Genomic DNA, 23,896 nt, shown 5'->3' with positions numbered 1-23,896 from the left:
CAAACGATGAATAGCTGTTCGAGATTTGCAATATCGAATTAGGGATAAGGAGGATTTGTAATCCTCTAGAGGGATTGAAGGATGAAGGAAGAATGAAATTTCGAATGATGAATGTCAAACGTCGAATGATAAAATTTCGGCCAACACTAACTCTTAATTTAGATAAAATAAGAATAATCGTATTTCAACCGCAATCGCGCCGTGGTCTGTCGACAGTGGACCGTTGACCTCCCAAAACTGACTTCGACTTTGCTCAGCCACCAATAACTTAATCAACCAATCACTAATTCACCAATCCTATAAAGTTTAGTTTACTCGAAAGGCAGGTCTAGTAAGGCTTGCTTTTTTTATTGCTTGGATTTTCTCAATTGAGTATATTGGGCAAAAAACCAATTAACTATGATACGCTTATTTTCTTTTGTCGTCATGCTGTTCTTTTCAAGTGCCATACTGCCTATAGAGCAACCCAGAAATGAATTTAAAGAACAGCTTAATCAATTTTTAAAAAGTGCCGAACAACCTTTGATACAAGATGGGGAGGCAGTGATTATCAACGTGTGGGCAACTTGGTGCGGGCCATGTATCAAGGAAATTCCTGAATTGAATGAACTTGTGGAGAAATACAAAGACCAAGGAATACGTTTCTTGGCATTCACCAATGAAACAACGGCTGTATATGATGCTTTTTTGAAGAAAAGAGCTGACTTTACATTTGATTATGAGATGAGTTTTGCTAATAATCAAGCTATTGCCTTTATCAATACCTTTGACAAACAATACCAAGGAAGAGCGATTCCTTTGCATATTTTGGTGGACCGGGACGGAAATGCAGAAGCCTTTGTAGGCGCATCCCCTACCAATACCCAACGAATCGAAGCATTTGTCAAAAAACAGGTAAAAAGAAACTAAAAACAGGTGAAAAACTGTTCGCAAAGGGATGAATGAACGTACCTTTGAAGACCGAATCAACTGATTATGCATAGAAGACCGAGAAGAAACCGCAAGTCGCAGGCTATCCGTAACATGGTAGAAGAAACCAGGCTTTCGGTTAAAGATTTTATTTTCCCCTTGTTTTTAGTGGATGGAGTCAACCAAAAGATTGAAGTTTCCTCCATGCCGGGAATTTACCGATTTTCCTTGGACTTGATGTTGAAGGAAATAGAGGAATGCATGAATCTCGGAATATGCGCCTTTGATATTTTCCCTGCGTATCCCGATGCAAGAAAAGATACATTCGCTACGGAAAGTTACAATCCGGAGACTTTTTACTTAAAAGCCATTCATACCATCAAATCCACCTTTCCCGAGGCGGTAGTGATGACCGATGTGGCCATGGATCCCTACAGTTCGGATGGACATGATGGACTAGTCCAGAATGGAAAAATCCTGAACGATGAGACACTTGAAATTTTAGGCAAAATGTCTTTGGCACAGGCACAGGCAGGTGCTGATATCCTAGGTCCTTCCGATATGATGGATGGGCGCGTTGGTTACATTCGAAGTGTCCTGGATGAACATGGTTACACCGATGTGTCCATTATGTCCTATACAGCCAAATACGCCTCTGCATTTTATGGCCCTTTCCGGGATGCCTTGGATTCTGCACCAAAGATGGGGGATAAAAAAACTTACCAAATGGATCCTGCCAATTACTATGAAGCCTTGATTGAGGCAGATTTGGATACGGAGGAAGGTGCTGATTTTTTGATGGTCAAGCCTGCCCTAGCCTACTTGGATGTCATTCGCTTACTCAAAGACAACTCCAATCTACCCATAGCTGCTTACAATGTCAGCGGTGAATATGCCATGATCAAAGCCTCCGCCGAGCGTGGCTGGATCGATGGAGAACGGGCCATGCTGGAAAGCCTCCTCAGTATCAAGCGCGCCGGGGCGAATGTGATTTTGAGTTATTTTGCCAAGGAATTTGGGTTGTTGGAGAAGTAATAGGGAGTGATTTCTTTTTCCAAAGGAAGATTTTAGCATAGTTTCAACCGAAAAATACCCAAAATTGGGTATTTTTTTTTACAATGTCAGGCTTTACTTTTGAAACTAAACAAAATCAATATGAAACTAAAAAATACCCCCCCCCTATTCGATAGGTTCAAGGTTGAATCGACTGGTTAAGCCAGAAAAAGACAAAAGAAAAATTAGCTTTCTTTTGAAGTCTTTTTCTTGGTTAGCTGTTCTTTTATTAACTTCAATTTTTGTACTATCTTGTATACCTGAAGATTCTGAAAGCTTACTAAAAAAAGAATCCAAGGAAATTGTAGACTCAGAAATCTTATTTGCAAAAGAATGGTTTGAAACCAACAAAACGAACCTTGTGAATAACCAAAGCTGGCAATCGGCTAGACTAAACTTGGTCAATTTTGATGAAAATGATTTTCAGGCTATCTGGGAAAATTCACAGAAGTATCATTTCCGAAATGGCAGAAAAGCTGTTGAAGTCCCAGTCAAAGATGCTACTATAATTTTCCCCAAAGCATTTAAAGAAGACTGGACTGATGTGGATGTAAGAACTGTCGTGCAAACCAATTTGCTTTTACTTGAAAATCATTCGAAGGATGGCTTTTTCCCGTATTTGATTAGATATTATCCCACCAAATCTACAGGTAAATTCTCAGCTGATGATTTGAATTACTCTAACCTAGGCAAAAAATGGAAAGGAAAAATAAGTATCTACAGTCTAAATGGATTTCTTCTTCAAAGTTTTGATGTAGAAGAAAGCAAAGTTATAATAACAATAAAATCATCTATAAGTGACGTATCTTTCCGCTTTGCTAATCAATCAAATGGTTGTACATTAACTTCTACTGTAATATGTACAACGAGCATGGCACCTGCTGATTATCCCAAGGACCTCCCAGATGCCGGAGTCTTGCTTCCTCAATATGAAGTAACTTGTACCACCATCTTCGATTGGTCTTGTCCTCCCCCTATCAACCTAGGATCTCCAGGTGACAACGGTTCCGGAGGATTTGGTGGAGGTGGTAATAATGGTCCTACTCCGGAAGGAGATGAAAAACTTTGCGAACCACTATTTGAAGATTGCATCCCATTCCCTGGTGATGAATTGACGCCTGATTTTCCAGATGAGCAAATCATAAAGGATCCTAGCTTTGAAGATACAACTGCCGATTGCATTTATGAAAAGCTAAAGTCTATCGATGGGTTTAAAGAGTTAGCATCCAAATTTGAAGGTTTGGGCACTGAGTTTGATGTAGTGTTGAAAATAGGAGCAACACGAGACCCTACAACAAATGGTCAGGCATGGTGGAGAGGTCCTTTTGAGCCTATTGAAATCACCTTCAATGAAGCAAAAATGAACCGATCTGCCTTAGAAGTAGCTAGGACAATTATCCATGAGATGATTCATGCAGAATTGTACAGAGCGCTTAATACACAAAACCCTACAAATTCCGATTTATCTTTTAAGGAAACTTTTGAAGATTACACACGCCAATTTATTGGAGATAATGATAGTCATCATAATTATATGGCTGATTATTGGGTAGATAAAATGGCAGACATACTTGAGCGGATCCATCCTCAGTTGGGATATTCGGAGCTTAATAACTTTTTAAGTTCGTGGGCATATCCATCAGGAATTCCAAAAGATTTTTACAAAGCATTAGCATGGGACGGACTAAAATATGAAAATGTAAGAGGTTGGAAGAACAAAACTACCGATGAAAAGGATGAAATTAATTCCCACATTGACAAAGCTAAATATGGAACGAATAGTTGTAATTAATCGAATGATCGTATTGCTTTTCTTTTGTTTGGTATTTCAATTAGATGCAATCTGTCAAATAAAACCCATATCAACTAATTATAAAGAAAGTATAAGTAACAAGAGTTATTATAGACGAAGTAATTCTCAGGATACAATTCTTATCATTTTAAATAGTGAGCATATAAATGTTGAGAAAAGTCTACGAAAGTGGACATTTGATGGTGAAGTAATCAATGAAGAAATTTTCAAAAAGAAATATCCTTTATTGAAAGATCCATGTATTGAATTAAAATTTACTCATCATCCAGGCCCTCCAATGTTTAATGATGTTTATCGGATTGACAAAGCTAAGCTCTGTTTAGATACTATTACCATAATAGATGAAAATAAAACCCCATTTATTTATTGGTTTGAAAATGATTCAAATCTATTTGAGAAAACCTTGATTTTGGTAGATAGTACTGATTGGTTAAGCAAAGAAAGTAATATCAAGGGTATAGGTGTGCAAATTTATACTACAGGATCTTGTAAAGATTTGATTGAAAATTGACAATAAGAATCAAAATTTCCAGTAAAACCAAATCCATGAGAAAGATAAATTTATTAATAAAAATAAGTGTTCCTGTTACTGTCCTAACCTTAATTGTTGGATTCAACTTGATATTTAATCAACAAAATTCATCTGAAAACTTAATAGGAAAGTATGTCAGCGGTGAGTACGTCCTAATCAAAGCCTCCGCCGAGCGTGGCTGGATCGATGGAGAACGGGCCATGCTGGAAAGCCTCCTCAGTATCAAGCGCGCCGGGGCGAATGTGATTTTGAGTTATTTTGCCAAGGAATTTGGGTTGTTGGAGAAGTAATAGGGAGTGATTTCTTTTTCCAAAGGAAGATTTTAGCATAGTTTCAACCGAAAAATACCCAAAATTGGGTATTTTTTTTGTCAACTATATCCCTTTCCTTTGAAACTAACCAATTTCACTATGAAACTGATCTAATCGAATATTTTCTGAATGGTATAAAATCTCCCAAAATAACCTATTTATAGTCAGATTTTGCTTCTAAGCTTATCGACGGTCAGCAAGCAAATGGTGATTTTGTTGAGCGTTCCTTAGACCGTTTTCTCCAATCAAACACAGATGGATCGAATTTCAATTTTGAAAATTGCATCGACTGGTATTGGGTATATAGCAACGGTTATGAAGAATACAGCCATACCACTTGTGGGTCAAGCTGTGATGATAATCTTGAAGATGCTTGCTTAGACGATGGAAATAATGGTGTAGGCGGAGGAGATGGTTTGGAGACCGAAGATGAGGATGAAGAAGAAATTGATATTAAAGAACTTACAAATTGTCACCAATTCCTAATCAACACACTAATAGGTAGTACGAAAGAAGAATTTCAAAAGATTTTTGAAAAGTTTAAAGGTAATAGTTTACTTGTGCCAATGAATTTCAATGTCAAAATTCAATATAGTAACGAGGGAACAGCAACTGCCTGGACCGATCGTGTATTACAAAACAATTTTGCGATGATTTACATCCATGAAGGGAATAACTTGGGAGCGACAGAATTATCTTTGGCCCGAACAGTAATGCATGAAATGCTTCAGGCCTATTTGTTATTTATAGAAAAGTTTCCTCAAACAGATCGTAGCCTCAATGGGTCATTGAATGCTTACATAGAAAAATACAATGTCCCTGGGAACAAAGACTACAATGCTGCTCATCATAATCTATTTGTAGAAGGTGCGTTTATAAATGATATAGCAGAAGAACTTAAGAATTTTGCGACAGCATTGGGTTACACAAGTCTTATTAATGATGCACAATTCTTCAAAGACATGGCATGGGGTGGGCTTCATACTACAGATGTTTATAAAAAGATGTCGTCTACCGAACAGGACAGAATATCAAGAAGATATTATGCCGAACGAAATGGGGGCACTTATCAAGGAACCACTCCTAAAGGCAATAAAGCATGTCAATAGTTATAAAAGTTTTAAGTCACTTATTCCTAATCAGCCTTTTGATTTCCTGTGGTAAAGCTACTAAAGATGATACTGAGACAGGTTTTGAAAGGTCAAGAGAAGACACCACTCAAATACACGAATTTATCAATTTTCTTTATCAGCCATTAATTGAAAGGGATACGATAGTCTTTTTGGTTGAGGAATCTGTGTTTGATTGGAGAGGTAAGTTACCTGAATCAAGCATGATTGGAATGCGAAGTTTGTACCATTGGGATAAATTTCAGCAAAACTCTAATAGATTTTCTACTAGGGAAAAGGATATGTCTGTGCTCGATGTGTTTAGTGGAGAAGATGAATTTCAAATGGTTTTGCAAAAGTCTTTTGACAAGTACACATTTGAAAAGAGCTATCTGTCTAGCGGCATTCAGCTTTTGGAAAAGGAATATGTTTTACAAGTTCCTTTAGCGCAAATAGACAGCCTCAAAGATGGAAAAATAGCCTCATTGGAATACTATGAAACCTCAAAACCAGTATTCTTTGGCGAAGAAGATCGATTTTGTTTCCTATATAGGTCGAATGCTTTTTATTCATCGGGTATAGGCTCAGGAAGTAATGCTATTTCAATTTATGAAAGAACCGATCAAGGGTGGAATGAAGTAGTAACATTCGGTTTAATGATGTACTGATCTTTCTCAATAAAGGATCTTAAAATTATGAGGAGAGTGGAGTAAATGCTTTTTCATTAAATTAACTATGTTTTAAAGATTATGGAACTAGAAATGCTCAAAAACCTCCATGAAACGTACAAATCTCAATGGGTTCCTCGAACTGAAAGAAAAATCAATCGCTTGATCCAAGAAATGGAGGATCCTAAATGGAGGAAAATTTTCGCATTTTTTAAGGATGAAGATGTCTTCGATTATTCTTATATCCAATCTCCAAGTCATGCACTCTGTGTACCTAAGGTAGTTCCTAACAATGAAATAGGCTTTAACCTTTACATGCCTATGGAAGCCCCCATATTTACTTGCTTTTACATGCAGATAAATTTTGGGTTCTCAGCCAAGAACACGAGATACACCATCAGTTCATCCTCCCCTGATAAAAAGTTTAATTTTATTCTCCAAGATGTAATCAACCATGTTAAAAACATATACCCTGAATACCAATATGTCCCTCATCACTTATTATTTGGAAAAAGGGTTGATTGGGGAGTCCCCATGGGAAGTTTTGAAAAAAAGGAAGGACATTTCATCTTTGAGTATTTTTTTAATACTTTCCCTTTTAGTGAAGGAGATGAAATGGTGGTTCTTGAGTAAGGTCATAATTCATACTTTTAAACTATGAAGAACAAAAATTTGACTGGGTTCATGTGAAAAAGAAATAAACCTAATACAGGTTAAATCAACTATGAAAACAACTGAATCAAAAATAAGCTTCGTCCTATCAACTTTATTAGTCCTGATAGTGATTTTAATCTTCTTTCCAGAACTAAACAAAAGTTTTACGCTCCATCTGTATGATACCTATTATATCATGAGCATGCACGTTGTCCTGATTTTGGTTACTACAGCAATTTCTGTGGCTTTGACCTCAAAATTAGCTTTAAAAAGTAAATGAACATAGTTCGGAACCATTTACCAAGAATACTGTACTCTTAAAATCTAATACCCACACAACCTTCTGTTCTCAATGAACCATATTCTATTAGTAATCTCCCTATTCATCTCTATCGACCTGTCAGCACAAGATATCACTGGCAGTTGGATATGGGAGGAGTCAGATAAAACCTTTGATTTGTCCCTGGAAAAAACTGACTCTCTAAACTATATTGGCTCACATAGTTCAATATTCCAAAACGGAAATCGCATAGATACTTCTTTAGATGAACAATCAATATCGCTAACCAAAGTTTCTAACCATATTTATGAGGGGACTATTAAAAGTTTTTACGACCATAGTATTCAAAAGGTGAGAATAACCTATATCCCTTCTGAAGATGCCATTGAATGGTGGATTTACGAAGACAATCAAGGTGATTTTTACTTTCCTAGAAGAGTGAAAATGGAGAGGTTTTAAAAATTCAGATCAAATAGTCCAGTTATAGTTTTCTCGATCATTATTGTAAATTGAATTTAAAACAATAAAATAAAATCTCATTTTCCTTTGATCCTTCTGCAAAATCACTCACTGGAACACACAAACCTTTTTTTGACATAAACCATTTACCTGTGAGACCTTCTTCGGCTAAAAGAACTTCTCCGATTTTCTTAAAGTTTCTGTCTATTATAATAACAGAATAACGACTTAACGAGAAGAAATTTTCTTTTTCCAGTTTTACAACCCTATAATACACTTGATTTTCTTCATCAAAAAGAACCCTTTTATAAGATGGAAATAGCTCAGCATCTTCATTAAATTTATCTCCATCAAAATCATTCAAATAATTTCCAGCTTTTTGAATAGTAATTAGTTTTGACGGAAATGAAAGGGCTTTGATTCGTTCTCCACTATTAGGATTAATTAAATACATATTATGATCAGGTCCAAAAGAATATAAAAAAAGACCATCGGGGGTAAGGCATCTTGAAACATTCATACTAGAATAAAAGTAATTGCCTTTTTTAAATATTTCAGGAAATCTAGTATTAAAGTCTACTGTACCGTCTTTTAAATTGATTATTTGATTTACATTTCCTCTCCAAAAATTAGAAGGACTTAGGTTAGGAGAGGCAGGTAAAAAAACTAAATCTTTATAAAAAACAGCATCTTCACCATAAGGGTTAAGGAGAATACCATCAATCTTATTATCATACGCCCATTGATATTTTTTCAAGACCTCACCTTTAAGATTTATCTGCCACAAAGAATATGTGTATCCATAATAAACATAAATAGAATCAAGACTTTTAATAAAAAAGCCATTGAAGCTTTCAATACCGTTTGGTCCATTTCTATCTAATGGTATCTCAAATTCTAATTTATTTTTATCCAAATCAAAAAATAAAATAGAAAATTTTGATTTGTCACCGTGAACATAGTATTCTTTATCTTTTGTAACAAAAATCTGCTGCATACCTCTACTTGATCTAGAGGTTGTTGAATCAATTTCAATTCTTACCCTTTCTATTTCATAATTAAAGGATGATATTTCTTCATTTTTGAAGTCACACCCAAAAACAAAAAAAATTAAACAAAATACACCGAAAATGCTATAAAAATCCCTCATGCTTTCATAATAATAGGCCAATAATATGGCCTTTTTAAATCTAATTTTTCTGGTGTTACAACAACTGTTGGTAGACAATCACCATACATCCCTGCACAATATGGATCTCCATCATTCCAATGAAAAATCCTTAGAAGAGGACAACCGTTTGTTTGGGCCTCTACTTTTTTTTCTTTTCCGCCGAAAATTATTCCAGCAAAAAACAAAGAGAAAACGAAAATCAATCTTTTTTTCATAATTTTTTTTAAACCTTATGGCAATATGCAGGCAAAGGTCTAACCTATTTAATAATCTATTAGATATAAATCAAATTTTTAATAAAAAAAAATTGAAATAAAGCAATAAGTAAATAAGAACATTAACAAAAACACGAAAGAACAAACTGTTTATTGCGACGATAGTAGGCTAATTATTAAATCGTATAAATTTTGGCTGCAAATAAATCACAAAATTTATCTAGCTGAATACCCCAGAAAAAACACACATTCAGTCCAAGGTCTTTGACTTCAAAAAATTCTCTATATACGAGTTAATCTTTGGGTCTAGGTTTTTACCGATTGATGTCATTTGAGAAAAACCTCCATGAAACCTTTAAATCTCAATGGGTTCCTCGAACTGAAAGAAAAATCAATCGCTTGATCCAAGAAATGGAGGATCCTAAATGGAGTAAAATTTTAGCGTTTTTTAAGGATGACGATGTCTTCGATTATTCTTATATTCAATCTCCAAGTCATGCACTCTGTGTACCTGAGGTAGTTCCTAACAATGAAATAGGCTTTAATCTTTACATGCCTATGGAAGCCCCCATATTTACTTGCTTTTACATCTTTGAGTGTTTTTTTAATACTTTCCCTTTTAGTGAAGGGGATGAAATGGTGGTTCTTGAGTAAGGTCATAATTCATACTTTTAAACTATGAAGAACAAAAATTTGACTGGGTTCATGTGAAAAAGAAATAAACCTAATACAGGTTAAATCAACTATGAAAACAACTGAATCAAAAATAAGCTTCGTCCTATCAACTTTATTAGTCCTGATAGTGATTTTAATCTTCTTTCCAGAACTAAACAAAAGTTTTACGCTCCATCTGTATGATACCTATTATATCATGAGCATGCACGTTGTCCTGATTTTGGTTACTACAGCAATTTCTGTGGCTTTGACCTCAAAATTAGCTTTGAAAAGTAAATGAACATACTTCGGAACCATTTACCAAGAATACTGTACTCATAAAATCAAATACCCACACAGTCCTCCGATCTCAATGAACCAACTCCTATCAGTAATCTCCCTATTCATCTCTATCAACCTGTCAGCACAGGATATCACAGGCAGTTGGATATGGGAGGAATCAGGTAAAACCTTTGATTTGTCAATTGAAAAAACTGACTCTCTAAACTATATTGGCTCACATAGTTCAATATTCCAAAACGGAAATCGCATAGATACTTCTTTAGATGAACAATCAATATCGCTAACCAAAGTTTCTAACCATATTTATGAGGGGACTATTAAAAGTTTTTACGACCATAGTATTCAAAAGGTGAGAATAACCTATATCCCTTCTGAAGATGCCATTGAATGGTGGATTTACGAAGACAATCAAGGTGATTTTTACTTTCCTAGAAGGGTAAAAATGGAGAGGTTTTAAATCCCCAATTAGGAAAAAAGGCGATAACTCTTATCACCATCATTACTTCTAGATTAATTCTAACAAAATGAATGTCTTCAATTAAGGTGTTTTTCGAAGGGGTTTGCATTGCTGCAAAAGTGGGAAGAACTAACAAAATCAGCTTGGCAACCTATTATTCAAGATTATTTTTTATCTTAGAACTACAGTATATCCATAGTAACCAATAAGAAGGAAAAGTATTTGATCCTTGTTTTTATGCGTATGCTAATTGAAAAAATTATGGAACAAAAACAGGAAATAGTCGAAATAGTAAATAAACTACCGGAGGAAGTGCTCGGTGAACTTTTAAATTACCTTCGCCAAGTAGAAAAAGCTTCTACTGAACAAATCCGTTTGTCTCTTAATTTAAAAACCATCTTAAAAGAAGATGCTGAACTACTAGAGAAATTAGCTAAATGATAACCTATGAGGAAGTTATTGAAATTCACCATATTTTAATAAGCAGATTTGGAGGTTTACGTCTGGTAAAATGCAATTTATTCAAATAGTTGACTGGATAAAGCAGAGAACCCTTTAAAAGGGTAATAAAATTCAAGTTTATTGATGATCAAAGCCTCCGCCGAGCGTGGCTGGATCGATGGAGAACGGGCCATGCTGGAAAGTCTCCTGAGTATCAAGCGCGCCGGGGCGAATGTGATTGTGAGTTATTTTGCCAAGGAATTTGGGTTGTCGGAGAAGTAATAGGGAGTGATTTCTTTTTCCAAAGGAAGGTTTTAGCATGGTTTCAATCGAAAAATACCCAAAATTGGTTATTTTTTTTGTCAACTATATTCCTTTCCTTTGAAACTAACCAATTTCACTATGAAACTGATCTAATCGAAGATTTTCTGAATGGTATAAAATCTCCCAAAATAACCTATTTATGGTCAGATTTTGCTTCTAAGCTTATCGACGGTCAGCAAGCAAACGGTGAATTTGTTGAGCGATCCTTAGATCGTTTTCTACAATCAAATGCAGATGTCTCGAATTTCAATTTTGAAAATTGCATAGACTGGTATTGGGTATATAGCAACGGTTATGAAGAATACAGCCATACCACTTGTGGGTCAAGCTGTGATGATAATCTTGAAGATGCTTGCTTAGACGATGGAAATAATGATGTAGGCGGAGGTGATGGTTTGGAGACCGAAGATGATGAAATTATAAAAGACGATAGTTTTAAAGACACAAAAGCAGATTGCATTTATGAAAAACTAAAGTCTATAGATGGATTTAAAGAGTTAGCATCCAAATTTGAAGGTTTGGGTACTGAGTTTGATGTAGTGTTGAAAATAGGAGCAACACGAGACCCTACAGCAAATGGTCAGGCATGGTGGAGAGGTCCCAATAAGCCTATTGAAATCACCTTAAATGAAGCAAATATGAACCGATCTGCCTTAGAAGTTGCAAGGACGATTGTCCATGAGATGATTCATGCAGAATTATATCGAGCAATTAATACATTAAATCCCACTGAAAAGGAATTGGAATTTAGAGAAACTTTCAATACTTACGTAATGATGTACCGAGGACCGGGCGATCAGCAGCACAATCTAATGGCAAATGAATGGGTGACTGAAATGGGAAAGATTCTAAATGATGTTCACCAGATGCTAGATCCAGATGGATACAATAAATTTAAGAATTACTATTATCCTAATGGTATTCCAAAACGCTTTTACGAATCTGTGGCATGGGAAGGGTTGACGGATACCATTGCTTGGGAGCTAATGAAAAGCATCACTACGACGCCTCCTATAAAATCACCACTTGAAATTATAGAGCAAGATTTAAGAAATGCTAGAAGTGGATTAGGTAATTGTACCAATAACTAATTATGAAAGTACTTACACTTATTCAGCTAATAACATTTTTATTTTCTACTCCGACTTCAGTGTTTGATAAAGAAATTCAGGAAGTATTTATTCTGGTAGAAAGGAATTCAGATGTTAGGTCAAGAATCTATTATGTAGAAAAGGACATGAACCATTCAGTCAGAATAAATTTTGAGACCCCTAACCATTCAGCTCACATGATGCATATATCATCAAGAGCAAATCACTTCAACTATAGTCATGGAGAAATCGAAATCAGTTCAAATGATTTGATTAAATCCAAAATTCTCTTCGCAGAAAAACTAACCTTTATGGAATGGAGTGAACTAGAGCAAATCGGGCTTAATCAGAAGATTTATATGATCTTTCAAGAAGATTATTTATCTAAAGATCGGTTTGTGCTGAATCACCAATTCAAGGCTTATGAAGTTCGAGTAACAGCTGATGGGCCGATTTGAGAGATGTCTCTAGTAGCTAGAACATAGGCTAAAGATGTTTGAATGAAGGTATCGTCTACCAGACAGGATAATATAATCCAAAGATTCTTTTTCCAAAGGAAAGCCTCAACTACTAATTAATCGAAAAAAAAACGAAATTGATTTTTTTGTCAACTATAATCCCTTCCTTTGAAACTAACCAATTTCACTTATGTCCAAAGAGAGATTTGTTTGGGATATAAAATTCAAAGCTTATGAGGTTTGGGTGACTGCTGATGGGCCGATTTAAGGCCTGTACTTGAATTAAACAAGATTTATATAATGCTTAAGTTGGACTAATGACTAGTGTAAATAATTAAATATGAAGTCCATTTTAATTTTATTGCTGGTGATTTTCTTGGTGAATCCAATAATTGTTCAATCACAGGAAATGCAAAATCATGTTTATATTTTGATTCCAAAAATAAATGAGGTGGGATCAAAAATCACCTTCCTAGAACATAAAAGGGGTATTTTAATGAGTGCTTACATAACTTTTGATTTCCCTAATTATACAGTCATAGTTTCACACATGCCCCCTTGGGTTGATTATCCATCGGAGGGTAATCGTGAACAAATGGAAGTCTATACGAAAGACCTATTTAATTCAAAAGTACTGCTTGCTAATAAATTAACCTTTCGTCAATGGTGGGAACTAGAGCAAATCGGGCTGAAACAAAAGATTTTTATGATCTTTCAAGAGGAATACCTATCGAAGGACCGATTTGTTTTAAACCATAAGTTTAAAGCCTTTGAAGTTCGTGTCACAGCAGATGGGCCGATTTGAAAATTATTTATTTATAGGAAAATAAATCTTCTGGAGGTTTTCTAGGGAACCATGGTCGCTCGGTAATAGTTGTATATACATCGAATAGAAATAAACCAACTAGTAAGATGATTCAACAACCGCTTTTAGAAAAGCTCCAGATGGGAGACATAGAATTAAAAAACAGGGTAATAATGGCTCCTATGACAAGAAGTAGGGCGACTAACCCCGAAAATGCTCCTTTTGATATTCATGCGGAATATTATAAGCAGAGGTCTTCCGCAGGCCTTATCATTTCCGAAGGAGCGCAGATTTCCAAAAAAGCAGTAGGGTACGTAAATACCCCAGGAATTTATTCCGAAGCCCAAGTGGATGGCTGGAAAAAAGTAACCGAAGCTGTCCATGAAAATGGTGGTAAAATTTTTATTCAGCTGTGGCACGTAGGAAGAATGTCTCACCCTGATTTCCATGGTGGTGAGTTGCCTCATGCTCCTTCTGCACTTAATCCACACGCTAAGTCATTTACTCCTGAGGGTTTCAAAGACACCGAAACTCCAAAAGAGATGACTATTGAGGACATTAAGCAGACCATACTTGATTTCAAAAATGCTGCAGCGAATGCTATGAAAGCTGGATTTGATGGGGTGGAAATACACTCATCAAATGGATATTTGTTGCATCAGTTTTTTAGCAGAACCTCTAATATTCGCACAGATGAGTATGGAGGAAGCATTGAAAACAGAGCAAGAATCTTATTCGAAGTTATCGATGCTATCAAGGACGTTATGCCTGAAAATAGAATTGGCGTGAGATTGAACCCATCATTGAATGGCATTTTTGGAATGACCATGGATGAGGAGACCATCCCAACATTTGATTACATCGTAGAAAAACTCAATCAGTACGATTTGGCTTATCTTCATTTATCAGAGCCTTTCAATGATGTATCTGAAATCGCCTATGCAGAAAAGGAAATTGCCAAGAGGTATAGACCCATGTATACAGGTGTTTTGATTATCAACTCCAACTTTGACCAAGAAAAAGGTAACAAAGTTATCGCTGATGGCTTGGCTGATGCGGTTGCATTTGGCAAACCATACATCTCCAACCCTGACTTGGTGGAACGTTTCGCAGCCCAAGCTGATTTGGCCGAATATGATCAGTCCACCTTCTACACCCCTGGAGAAAAAGGCTATATTGATTATCCAACATTGTCTCTTTCTAAATCCCTATAATTAGCAGCATAAGACAAGAAAGGCTAGCCGAGAAATCGACTAGCCTTTCTTACTTTTGAGATAGTCTCAAATTGCAAATAGGATAAACTGTTAGGGTAACAGTCTTTCGTATGTTGGTTGACTAAAAGATTTTAACAAAATTCAACTAACTTGAATACTCAACCAAAGATGGATGCGAATGGAGGAAATTAAAACTATTATTAAAAGCTACTATCCAATAGCACGGACTGATATCAACGAAGAAATCTATCTTGAATATCAACAGAAGAGATTGGTGAGATGTAAACAACAAGCAGATATTCTGAATTTAGGAAAAATCAAACTGATGACGGTATTGAATGAACGTTTTACTGGAGGTGTATTGGATGAATCCATCCTAAACCCAGACGATCCATCTATTAGAATTTCTGTAAAAATTAGTGATAATCCCTTTCTATCAATTCAGATTGTTAGAAGCTTACTTGCGGATTTTGGAACAATACTTTTAACTTCCAAAAATGAAAATGGTGAAATCAGGGAAAGACTAATCAGAAAAGAAGACTTAACTAATCAACATGCTTCTGAAATATATGACTGGTGTTTCAATAATTTAGAAGTTAAGTTTCTTGATAATCAGCAGCTTCAGGAAAAACACACATCTCAGTCCAAAGTCTTTGACTTCAAAAAATTCTCTGTATACGAGTTAATCTTTGGGTCTAGGTTTTTACCGATTGATGTCATTTGAGAAAAACCTACATGAAATTTACAAGTCTCAATGGGGCCCTCATACTGAAAGAAAAATCAATCGCTTAATCCAAGGAATGGGGGATCTTAAATGGAAAAACATTTTAGCGTTTTTTCAGGATGACGATGTCTTCGATTACTCTTATATTCAATCCCCAAGTCATGCACTCTGCGTACCTGAAGTAGTTCCTAACAATGAGATAGGCTTTTACCTTTACATGCCTATGGAAGCTCCCATATTTACTTGTTTTTACATCTTAGAGTATTTCTTTAATACCTTTCCTTTTAGTGAAGGGGATGAAATGGTGGTTCTTGAGTAAGCTTCTAAACCTCCAAAAATGATGCAAATAAAAAATTAATTCAATATATGCGCATAATTATTTTTTTATGCGTATACTTACCATGAATAAGAACTTGATGATTACCTCAAGCAACGACTACCTTGATGAAGAAGCGCTTAAATATAACAATAGATAAAGACACATTGACAAAAATCAAGCGCTATGCTGATGAACATGATCTTTCTGTGTCAAGTATTGTTGAAGAGCATTTTGAGGCATTATTAAAACCTACACAAAAACAAAAAAATCAATCAAGTCTTATCGCACTAGCCAATTCTTTACCTCCCACCAAAATCACATTCCCAACTGAGATTGATTGGAAAAAAAATTATCAGGAGGCAAAAAGACCAAACCATGAAAAGTAAAGTCCTCATTGATGTAAATGTCATTCTTGACTTTTTTCTAAAAAGAAATGAGAAAAATAAAGATTTAGAGATACTTTTTGAACTATTGGATAATGGTAAGGTTGAAGGGCATGTAACTATTTCAATTATCCAAACTTGCATTTATTTTCTTGAAAAAGGGCTAGGTCTTGAAAATACCAAAAGAATTGTTGGAGTTTTACTTGAACGATTTCGGTTGATCGAGGGAAATAAAAAGCATATTTTTCAAGCTATACAATCAGACAGCTTAGATTTAGAGGACGCGATACACTATTACATCGCAATGGATAGTGGAATTGACGCAATCGTAACCAATGACCAAAATTTTATAAAACTCAGCTCAACAATTCTACCTGTCATGAGCCCGAGAGCTTTTATTGAAACCAAATGAACTAACAAGCTGGTGGTCACGCAGAATTACTTGAGAACATAGACTAGTTTATAGAGAAATCGATAATCAGCACTTTTTTTTGCAGTGCAGATATCACTATTAATCTTTCAAGAGGTAAAAGTAGATTCTTCAAGAGCTATTCGAGGAAAGGTTCTCGCAACGGTCGCAACGATAAAGCGCCACGGCCGCTAAAAAATTTCACAGCCGGAGAATACTTGACACTTTTTTAACAATATTCTTATTCCTTACTCGCCCCTAATATATCACCGATACTTGTGCTGAGCTTGTCATAGCAGGCATATATCCATTTATTTCGCGCAAGCATATATCAATCGCTACCCCTCATTATTTCTCTTTGCCTAAAGTATCATACAACTAATCCAGCCATTCTCCTCCCAAACTCCTCCAACTGCGCATCTCCAAAATCTAAATGGGTAACAAAGCGAATCTGATCTGGACCGAATTTTACTGCAAAGATCTGTTGTTCCCGCAGCTTTTCGAGCATGGCTTCCGGACTGATTCCTTGCAAGCGGGCAATTACAATATTGGTCATCACAGGAAAAACTTCCGATACCAAGGGATGCTTTTCCAAAAACTGACCAATAGCTTTCGCACGGGCATGATCTTCGGAAAGTCTATCGACATGATGATCGAGAGCATAGTTCGCTGCTGCAGCTAGGTAACCTGCCTGACGCATGCCTCCACCGAACGACTTCCGAATTTTACGAGCACGCTTGATAGCCTGCTTACTGCCAAGAAGCACAGAACCTATCGGGCAACCCAACCCTTTACTCAAACAAATGGAAATCGTGTCAAACTGCCCTCCCCAATCCAACGGTTTCTCACCAGTCACCACCAAGGCATTGAATAAGCGGGCTCCATCCAAGTGAAGGGCAATTCCTTTTTCTCTGCACAAACTGCTGATCGGACGCACTTCATCCAAGGTATAGATACTGCCTCCACCTTTGTTCATGGTGTTTTCTAGGGAAACCAAACTTGTCTCACAAGCATGCACATCGTCTGGACTGATGGCTGCCGCAATATCTGAAACAGTAATTTTACCATACGGACCATCGAGTAATTTGACCGAAGCATGGGCATTGGCCATAATGCCTCCCGCCTCATACAAATAGATGTGGGAATGTTTATGACAGATGACCTCCTGATGAGGCCCTGCATGTAGCTTGATGGCAATTTGATTAGTCATGGTGCCGGATGGGCAAAACAAGCCTGCCTCCATCCCAAAAAGTGAAGCCAGTTTTGCTTCCAAAGCATTGACAGTGGGGTCTTCCCCAAATACATCATCCCCTACTTCCGCAGCCCACATGGCTTCCAACATACCTCTAGTAGGCTTTGTAAGGGTGTCTGAACGTAGATCGATTGTCATAGTAGTTGATTGAGTGATTAGTTGATTGAGTGATTGGTTGGGGTCGACGGTCCACTGTCGACTGTCCACAGTTAGATGGTGGTTGAAATACGATTATTCTTTTTTATTTCCTGAATCAATAATTAGTCGAAAGTTCGTAATTCGGCATTTGATATTCATCATTCGACATTTTTTTCTTCCTTAATACTTCAATTTCACAAGAAAATTACTTCACCTTCCAAACCTTTTGGGCAAGATTGCAAATTCCGAGTAGGCCCTGCCCTGAAAGGGCAAAACAACAGTAACCACGGGTCTCGACCCGTGGCCGAAAGCATCTACACCTTAGTGTCTGCCCTGACGGGGCAGCATTATTGATTTCTACTCTAGAGAGCGTTAGTACAAGCCCTTTTGGATTGATGATTAACCTAATCCCATCAACCATGGGTTTGTAGAACCCATGGTTATTATTTTGTAACCCTTTTCAGGGTTTGAGGTCCAAGCAATGAGAGTCTAATGTCTAGCATCTTGCTTCTCTCACCCTAATTTATAGTTAGTACCGATCCAACGTTCATCATTCAGCGTTCAACATTCATGATTCGAAATTTTCCTTCTCATTAATTCGATCCCCCTTAGAGGATTACAAATCCTCATTATCTCTAGTTCAAGATTGCAAATCTCGAACAGCACAGTCGTAAACCATAACCGTCAGTTCTCTACACGCCCCTGTCTTGATTCTTGATTCTTGCATCTTGTTTCTGCAACTTGATTCTTGCATCTTGTTTCTTGTCTCTTCACAACTATCCTATTGACCAAAATACTTCCCCTTCAAACTCTGCATAGGTATCAATCCTTCAATTGCCTTTGCTGCTTCAATGGGTCTATCAGTAGCCAAGATATCCGCACCATTTTGTACAAAACCAACATACAACTGATCTCCTCTAGCAATGGCGCTTCGGTCTAAGTTGCCTAGGGTGCCTAAGATGGTAAACACCCCGAGTTCGTGCAACTGCTGATTGAATGCCGCTGATCGCTCGGAGGTCCCTGTAAATGCAATCCAACGGTTTACAGGAATGCCTGAAGCTTGGAAACGTGCAAGTTCCTCCTCATTTCGGATACTCACCGACAACATCAAGTCTGAATGCAGGCGATGGATTTGTTGTGCTGCTTCCAAACTGTAAGTGATGACAGCTGCATATGGTTCAGCTTCATGCCTTTTGATGGCATCTACAATCATTTCAAAAGGAACCTCCCGCTTGATGTCTACTGTAAACAAGCTTTTTCCTTTCCCCCAAGCTAAAACTTCTTCCAAGGTTGGTACTTTAAAGTCAGTCACCGTTCCTTCTTTATCCACCAAGAATAAGTCTTGAATTTCTTCATAGGTGTGGTCAATAACTCGTCCTTTACCAGTAGTGGTCCGATCCAAGGTATTGTCATGCATCAAGACTAACACCGAGTCCTTGGTCAATGCTACATCAAATTCTATGATGGATGGAGTATGCTTCAAGGTGTTTTCGAAAGCCTCCAAAGAATTCTCTGGAAAGCCCGGATATGGGCCTCCCCGATGGGCGGAAACCATAGGAATTCTATCCGAAGACCAAGTATAAAAATCCTCAGTTTCTTGTAAATTTGTTAAGACAATTGTTTTTAAACGTTCTCCGCCCCAAGCTTCTTGAGCTTGTGTAACCGCGGCCTCCTTGCAAGATACAAGCAAAAAGAACCCTATAATCAGTAATTTATTCATCGTTTTTATCTTTTTTAAACCAAAAGCTTGAGGACCTTTTTTGAAATGCAGATTCCATATCCTGAATTTCTAAGGTCAGCGCTTGAGTTGAAATCAGGATTTCCACCATAGAAATTCCTAAAGACACCAATAAAGCCAACATGCTGCCAATAAATACATAATCTGCAGCCTCTTGGGCGTCAATAAAAATAAGAAACATACATATCACACAGAGCAAGAAACTCAAGACTCCGCACAACTGCATGTATTTGATCATGCTCAAGCGCTTTTTCAAGTTGTGAATTTGCTCAATAATTATCTCCTGCTCGGGATTTTCCAAGTATTTTTTGTGCAATCCCCGTATGAGATTAGCAATGGCCAAAAAGCGGTTTGTAAAAGCCAGCATCATCAACGTAATCGCAGAAAATAATAAGGCAGGGGTGGATAGTTGGAGCTCCATGGCTAGATTTTTTTGAATCTTAAAAGTGGGGAATAAAGCAGTAAAATAAAAATCGAATCTCAAAAGTTCCCGTGAAAAACAGGTTAGCTTAGGCATTTACTGCATAAAAACATCCTATTTTAAATAAAATACATAAACTCTATAATTTTTGTAGACTTTTATTTGCATTTGTGTCTAAGCATTCCTTTCTTTGCATCATCCTTTCACTTTTTAGGTGTTGGGATTTATACAGAAGAGGCGAGAGATGGGCTCTACGACCCTCTGGCAACCAATCGAACTATCGAAAAGGTGCCAATTCCCACCAAGCATTCCTTGGAACTATAAATTCTTGACCATATGATATACATTGCTTACTACCCTTTCTTATTCACTTGGCTTCATCTTGATTACAGATTAACGGTATCAACGATTGGCTTGCACGATAACATCTAGGTTTTCGGACCATAGTTAACTAATAATCATAAATTTAAACTTCAATATCCATGGCTTATCGATTTGAAACCTTGCAGCTACATGCAGGACAGAACCCCGACCCAACAACCAATTCCAGAGCGGTCCCCATTTATCAAACCACCTCCTACGTGTTCAATTCCGCTGAACACGGCGCAAATTTGTTTGCGCTAAAAGAGTTCGGGAATATCTATACCCGTATCATGAACCCCACCACAGATGTCTTCGAGCAGCGACTCGCAGCGTTGGAAGGTGGAGTAGCAGCGGTGGCAACTTCCTCAGGACAGGCAGCTCAATTCTTGGCCTTGAATAATATCATTCAGGCAGGAGAAAACTTTGTCTCCAGCCCTTCGCTCTATGGCGGTACCTACAATCAGTTTAAAGTGGCTTTCAAAAGAATCGGCATCACTGCCAAATTCGCCAAAGGGAACAATGCAGAAGATTTCGAACCATTGATTGATGAACATACCAAAGCTATCTATCTGGAAACCATCGGGAATCCTGAATTCAATATCCCAGACTTCGAAGCCTTTGCCAAACTGGCCCAGAAATACGACTTACCCTTGGTGGTGGATAACACCTTTGGAGCAGGAGGCTATTTATGCCAGCCAATTAAGCACGGAGCCAATATCGTCACTTCCTCTGCCACCAAGTGGATTGGAGGACACGGAACTTCCATAGGCGGCATCATCGTCGATGGAGGAAATTACAATTGGGGTAATGGCAAATTCCCACAATTCTCCGAACCATCAGAGGGCTATCATGGATTGAATTTCTGGGAAGTGTTTGGAGAAAACAATCCATTGGGATTACCCAATATTTCCTTTGCCATGAGGACCAGAGTAGAAGGATTGAGAGACTTTGGACCAGCCTTAAGCCCCTTCAATTCCTTTTTGTTGCTACAAGGACTGGAAACTCTCTCCCTGCGGGTGCAACGAACCGTAGAGAATGCTTTGGCATTGGCAACTTGGCTGGAAAACCATCCAAAAGTGCAGAAAGTAAACTATCCCGGACTCCCTTCCTCTCCCCATCATGCACTCGGCAAAAAATACCTGACTCATGGCTTTGGAGGAGTGTTGAGCTTCGAACTAAAAGGTGATAAAGAAAGCACCAGCCAGTTTATCAGTGAATTGAAATTGGTCTCTCACCTGGCAAATGTAGGCGATGCAAAAACCTTGATCATTCAACCATCTGCAACCACCCATCAGCAACTAAGCCAAGAAGAACAAACGGCTGCGGGAGTAACTCCAACCATGCTTCGGGTATCTTTGGGAATCGAGCACATTGAAGATATCAAAGAAGATTTCCAGCAGGCTTTTGATAAGCTCTAAATGCAAAAAAATACACCTGTCAGCGTATACATCTCCTGACAGGTGTACTTTTCTAATAAATGGGTAAGCGCAAAATAGCTACACGCTAGTCGGTCTCTAACTTTACGAAATAATGCCCATCTTCGATGTGGTATGGGTAATGGGGTGTTTTACCTAAGGCTTTATAGCTGCCTTGAGAAATGTCCAGTTACAAGACTTCATAGGGTACTCCAGTATACTATGTGTGTATATTTTTTAAAAATTTTTTACTTAAAAGAAAACAGCACCAAAACTTTATCTTCCCTATCGATATCATCAAAGCTTTCGAAGTTTTTCTTTATCGGACGAGTTTCCTTGATGCTTTTAATGTCTTTTGAATTCAAAGTTCCGATAAATTCACCTTCTTTTGTTACTCCTAGAATCCTCTCAATATAAGCTCCTTTCAAATGTTCAGAAAACAAATTTTTGGAGTCATATAAAACTTCATTTTTCATATCATAAATAAATACTTCAAATCCTTCAGAACTTAACCCCATAAAAGTGATATATTTTCCCACTTCATAAAGATCATTTATACCAGCCAAAGAGTTTGAATTCCAAAATTGCTGGAACTGTTCTTCATATGGTAAGGAAAAATAATCATTAGGAATTTTTCTCCTCCCAAAATCCACAGCAAATTTGACAGAAACCTCCTCTGTTTTATGATTGTATTCGTAAATAGTATCTCTTGCTCCAATGGAAAAAATGGCACGATCACCTGATTTAAAGAGAGAATTTACATTTACAATCGGTGAATTATCTAGCTTTTCGTCAAAAGGGACCCAACTTTTATCTAAGCCAAGCTTTTTATGCAAAACAACATTATCACTAAAATCCATATGTGACAGATTCAAAGTAAATCTATCTTTACCAAAGACCACAAATTCTTTTACATAGGAATTAGGACTTACCTTGAACTCTTCTATAAAACTACCTTTGGGATCGTAAACCATTTCCTTTGGCAAATCCATTGGTATTATCCAAAGTTTTTGATGTTCTTCATCCCAAATTACTTCTTGTATGAATTTAAATTCTTTTGGACCTACACCATGTTCATGAATGTGATTGATATATTCTCCATTTAAATCATAAATAAAAACAGCTTTACTATATGATTTATCACTAATAATAAAGTCCTCATCAGCATGAATTACTTTTTCTACATTCACGATTTGAGAGAATTGATTTTCTTTTAACCTAACTAGCCTTAAGCTTCCCACATCAAGCATATTAGAACTCAAATTATCTAATGAAATAGTAGAAATAGTATGTTGCTCTACATTTCTATCTGACAAAGTACAAGAAATGGCAAATGGAATTATAAACAGCAATGAAAGTATATTTTTCAACAAAGATTTAATTTTTTAAAAAGATACGATAGACATGATCTAAACTTAACAGAAGTCAATCAAAGAAATTTGGTTTCTTCTCCCAAGCTAAGAAAGAACATACGGCTAAACAAAACTAAAGATGCGAATAAGTGCAGAAGTAACTTATCCATACATTAAGAAATACGACAAAATTACAAATGAACCAAGTGTAGAAAATAGAATAACATATAAACTTCTTTTCGACAAACCACCTTCTTTCACTTTAAAACCTAATGCAGAGATACTTGCAATTAAAATTAAGGAAAGAAATACCCAGTTCAAATCGTCGGAATGCTGATTATATTTTTTATCACTAATAAAAACCAAGATTAAAAGGAAAGTTAGAAAGCTTAGAGGTTTTGATAATTTCATATGAATTTAATTGCTACTGGTTGAATTAAATACATTTACAAGATTAGTTT

At 36.8% G+C, this 23,896-nt stretch carries 26 protein-coding genes, 2 pseudogenes and 1 riboswitch; of the genes and pseudogenes, 22 read left to right on the top strand and 6 right to left on the bottom strand.

All coding sequences use genetic code 11. The features are described from left to right. Positions 1-399 precede the first annotated feature (399 nt). From IPZ59_RS07540 to IPZ59_RS07500, 9 genes and pseudogenes are all read left to right on the top strand, one after another. Positions 400-909, top strand: coding sequence for a TlpA family protein disulfide reductase (locus tag IPZ59_RS07540; protein ID WP_236139259.1), 510 nt, complete (start codon positions 400-402; stop codon positions 907-909). A 66-nt stretch (positions 910-975) separates the two neighbouring features. Beyond that, a complete protein-coding gene (gene hemB / locus IPZ59_RS07535; protein ID WP_236139258.1) occupies positions 976-1,944 on the top strand; it encodes a porphobilinogen synthase in 969 nt (322 codons plus the stop codon). Between the two features lie 214 nt (positions 1,945-2,158). Next, positions 2,159-3,754, top strand: a complete 1,596-nt coding sequence (locus IPZ59_RS07530; RefSeq protein WP_236139257.1) for a hypothetical protein — start codon at positions 2,159-2,161, stop codon at positions 3,752-3,754. After that, on the top strand, positions 3,732-4,286 hold the full coding sequence (locus tag IPZ59_RS07525; protein WP_236139256.1) for a hypothetical protein: 555 nt from the start codon (positions 3,732-3,734) through the stop codon (positions 4,284-4,286). Before IPZ59_RS07530 ends, IPZ59_RS07525 begins: the two co-directional genes overlap by 23 nt. 152 nt (positions 4,287-4,438) lie before the next feature. Beyond that, positions 4,439-4,597: pseudogene (locus IPZ59_RS07520) on the top strand (porphobilinogen synthase); the annotation flags it as partial. A 437-nt stretch (positions 4,598-5,034) separates the two neighbouring features. Next, positions 5,035-5,727: a hypothetical protein gene (locus tag IPZ59_RS07515; protein WP_236139255.1), complete on the top strand. Its 693-nt coding sequence runs from the start codon at positions 5,035-5,037 to the stop codon at positions 5,725-5,727. Beyond that, on the top strand, positions 5,718-6,395 hold the full coding sequence (locus IPZ59_RS07510; RefSeq protein WP_236139254.1) for a hypothetical protein: 678 nt from the start codon (positions 5,718-5,720) through the stop codon (positions 6,393-6,395). The genes IPZ59_RS07515 and IPZ59_RS07510 overlap by 10 nt, the downstream gene beginning before the upstream one ends. Positions 6,396-6,476: 81 nt before the next feature. Next, positions 6,477-7,028, top strand: a complete 552-nt coding sequence (locus IPZ59_RS07505) for a hypothetical protein (protein WP_236139253.1) — start codon at positions 6,477-6,479, stop codon at positions 7,026-7,028. 373 nt (positions 7,029-7,401) lie between these two features. Continuing rightward, the gene (locus IPZ59_RS07500; protein ID WP_236139252.1) at positions 7,402-7,788 is read left to right on the top strand and encodes a hypothetical protein; all 387 of its coding nucleotides are present in this window, start codon (positions 7,402-7,404) and stop codon (positions 7,786-7,788) included. A 40-nt stretch (positions 7,789-7,828) separates the two neighbouring features. On the opposite strand, the gene IPZ59_RS07495 is transcribed toward IPZ59_RS07500, so the two are convergent. Both IPZ59_RS07495 and IPZ59_RS07490 read right to left on the bottom strand, forming a co-directional pair. Continuing rightward, positions 7,829-8,938, bottom strand: a complete 1,110-nt coding sequence (locus tag IPZ59_RS07495; RefSeq protein WP_236139251.1) for a DUF4221 family protein — start codon at positions 8,936-8,938, stop codon at positions 7,829-7,831. After that, the gene (locus IPZ59_RS07490) at positions 8,935-9,174 is read right to left on the bottom strand and encodes a hypothetical protein (RefSeq protein ID WP_236139250.1); all 240 of its coding nucleotides are present in this window, start codon (positions 9,172-9,174) and stop codon (positions 8,935-8,937) included. Before IPZ59_RS07490 ends, IPZ59_RS07495 begins: the two co-directional genes overlap by 4 nt. A 300-nt stretch (positions 9,175-9,474) precedes the next feature. On the opposite strand from IPZ59_RS07490, the gene IPZ59_RS07485 reads away from it, so the two are divergent. The 12 genes and pseudogenes from IPZ59_RS07485 to IPZ59_RS07430 all read left to right on the top strand — a co-directional run bounded on the left by IPZ59_RS07485 (position 9,475) and on the right by IPZ59_RS07430 (position 16,759). Next, positions 9,475-9,828 carry a hypothetical protein gene (locus IPZ59_RS07485; protein ID WP_236139249.1) on the top strand — a complete coding sequence of 118 codons (354 nt, stop codon included), beginning with the start codon at positions 9,475-9,477 and terminating at the stop codon, positions 9,826-9,828. A gap of 373 nt (positions 9,829-10,201) precedes the next feature. Continuing rightward, positions 10,202-10,588 (top strand): hypothetical protein, encoded by a 387-nt coding sequence (locus IPZ59_RS07480; RefSeq protein ID WP_236139248.1) that lies wholly within the window; start codon positions 10,202-10,204, stop codon positions 10,586-10,588. 261 nt (positions 10,589-10,849) lie between these two features. Next, positions 10,850-11,029 (top strand): hypothetical protein, encoded by a 180-nt coding sequence (locus IPZ59_RS07475; protein ID WP_236139247.1) that lies wholly within the window; start codon positions 10,850-10,852, stop codon positions 11,027-11,029. 144 nt (positions 11,030-11,173) lie between these two features. Next, positions 11,174-11,311, top strand: a pseudogene (locus tag IPZ59_RS07470) (porphobilinogen synthase); the annotation flags it as partial. A gap of 77 nt (positions 11,312-11,388) precedes the next feature. Beyond that, positions 11,389-12,444: a hypothetical protein gene (locus IPZ59_RS07465; protein ID WP_236139246.1), complete on the top strand. Its 1,056-nt coding sequence runs from the start codon at positions 11,389-11,391 to the stop codon at positions 12,442-12,444. Positions 12,445-12,446: 2 nt separating this feature from the next. Next, positions 12,447-12,902, top strand: coding sequence for a hypothetical protein (locus IPZ59_RS07460; protein WP_236139245.1), 456 nt, complete (start codon positions 12,447-12,449; stop codon positions 12,900-12,902). Positions 12,903-13,242: 340 nt separating this feature from the next. Then, positions 13,243-13,707 carry a hypothetical protein gene (locus IPZ59_RS07455; protein ID WP_236139244.1) on the top strand — a complete coding sequence of 155 codons (465 nt, stop codon included), beginning with the start codon at positions 13,243-13,245 and terminating at the stop codon, positions 13,705-13,707. A gap of 107 nt (positions 13,708-13,814) precedes the next feature. After that, the gene (locus IPZ59_RS07450; protein WP_236139243.1) at positions 13,815-14,921 is read left to right on the top strand and encodes an alkene reductase; all 1,107 of its coding nucleotides are present in this window, start codon (positions 13,815-13,817) and stop codon (positions 14,919-14,921) included. 178 nt (positions 14,922-15,099) lie between these two features. After that, positions 15,100-15,645 carry a hypothetical protein gene (locus tag IPZ59_RS07445; protein WP_236139242.1) on the top strand — a complete coding sequence of 182 codons (546 nt, stop codon included), beginning with the start codon at positions 15,100-15,102 and terminating at the stop codon, positions 15,643-15,645. Next, complete coding sequence (locus IPZ59_RS07440) at positions 15,635-15,964, top strand: hypothetical protein (protein WP_236139241.1); 330 nt, start codon at positions 15,635-15,637, stop codon at positions 15,962-15,964. The genes IPZ59_RS07445 and IPZ59_RS07440 overlap by 11 nt, the downstream gene beginning before the upstream one ends. Before the next feature lie 125 nt (positions 15,965-16,089). Beyond that, the gene (locus tag IPZ59_RS07435) at positions 16,090-16,350 is read left to right on the top strand and encodes a DUF6364 family protein (protein ID WP_262912266.1); all 261 of its coding nucleotides are present in this window, start codon (positions 16,090-16,092) and stop codon (positions 16,348-16,350) included. Beyond that, on the top strand, positions 16,340-16,759 hold the full coding sequence (locus IPZ59_RS07430; protein WP_236139239.1) for a type II toxin-antitoxin system VapC family toxin: 420 nt from the start codon (positions 16,340-16,342) through the stop codon (positions 16,757-16,759). The genes IPZ59_RS07435 and IPZ59_RS07430 overlap by 11 nt, the downstream gene beginning before the upstream one ends. A gap of 367 nt (positions 16,760-17,126) precedes the next feature. Here the strand turns inward: IPZ59_RS07430 and IPZ59_RS07425 are convergent, their stop codons facing one another. The 3 genes from IPZ59_RS07425 to IPZ59_RS07415 form a co-directional block, all read right to left on the bottom strand. Continuing rightward, entirely contained in the window at positions 17,127-18,146 is a 1,020-nt protein-coding gene (locus IPZ59_RS07425) for a threonine aldolase family protein (RefSeq protein ID WP_236139238.1), read from the bottom strand. Positions 18,147-18,927: 781 nt separating this feature from the next. Then, positions 18,928-19,866: a glycerophosphodiester phosphodiesterase family protein gene (locus tag IPZ59_RS07420; protein WP_236139237.1), complete on the bottom strand. Its 939-nt coding sequence runs from the start codon at positions 19,864-19,866 to the stop codon at positions 18,928-18,930. After that, a complete protein-coding gene (locus tag IPZ59_RS07415) occupies positions 19,859-20,305 on the bottom strand; it encodes a DUF2721 domain-containing protein (protein ID WP_236139236.1) in 447 nt (148 codons plus the stop codon). The genes IPZ59_RS07420 and IPZ59_RS07415 overlap by 8 nt, the downstream gene beginning before the upstream one ends. A gap of 221 nt (positions 20,306-20,526) precedes the next feature. Beyond that, positions 20,527-20,632, top strand: a riboswitch (SAM riboswitch). Positions 20,633-20,787: 155 nt separating this feature from the next. Between IPZ59_RS07415 and IPZ59_RS07410 the strand changes: the two genes are divergently transcribed. After that, the gene (locus IPZ59_RS07410) at positions 20,788-22,086 is read left to right on the top strand and encodes an O-acetylhomoserine aminocarboxypropyltransferase/cysteine synthase family protein (RefSeq protein ID WP_236139235.1); all 1,299 of its coding nucleotides are present in this window, start codon (positions 20,788-20,790) and stop codon (positions 22,084-22,086) included. Between the two features lie 245 nt (positions 22,087-22,331). On the opposite strand, the gene IPZ59_RS07405 is transcribed toward IPZ59_RS07410, so the two are convergent. After that, complete coding sequence (locus IPZ59_RS07405) at positions 22,332-23,453, bottom strand: 6-bladed beta-propeller (RefSeq protein ID WP_236139234.1); 1,122 nt, start codon at positions 23,451-23,453, stop codon at positions 22,332-22,334. Positions 23,454-23,896: the final 443 nt, after the last annotated feature.

Origin of the sequence: Mongoliitalea daihaiensis (genome assembly GCF_021596945.1) — a bacterium.
Lineage (GTDB): Bacteria > Bacteroidota > Bacteroidia > Cytophagales > Cyclobacteriaceae > Mongoliitalea > Mongoliitalea daihaiensis.
The sequence above is the reverse complement of the archived record's forward strand: the minus strand, read 5'-3'. Positions and strand labels throughout refer to the sequence as shown.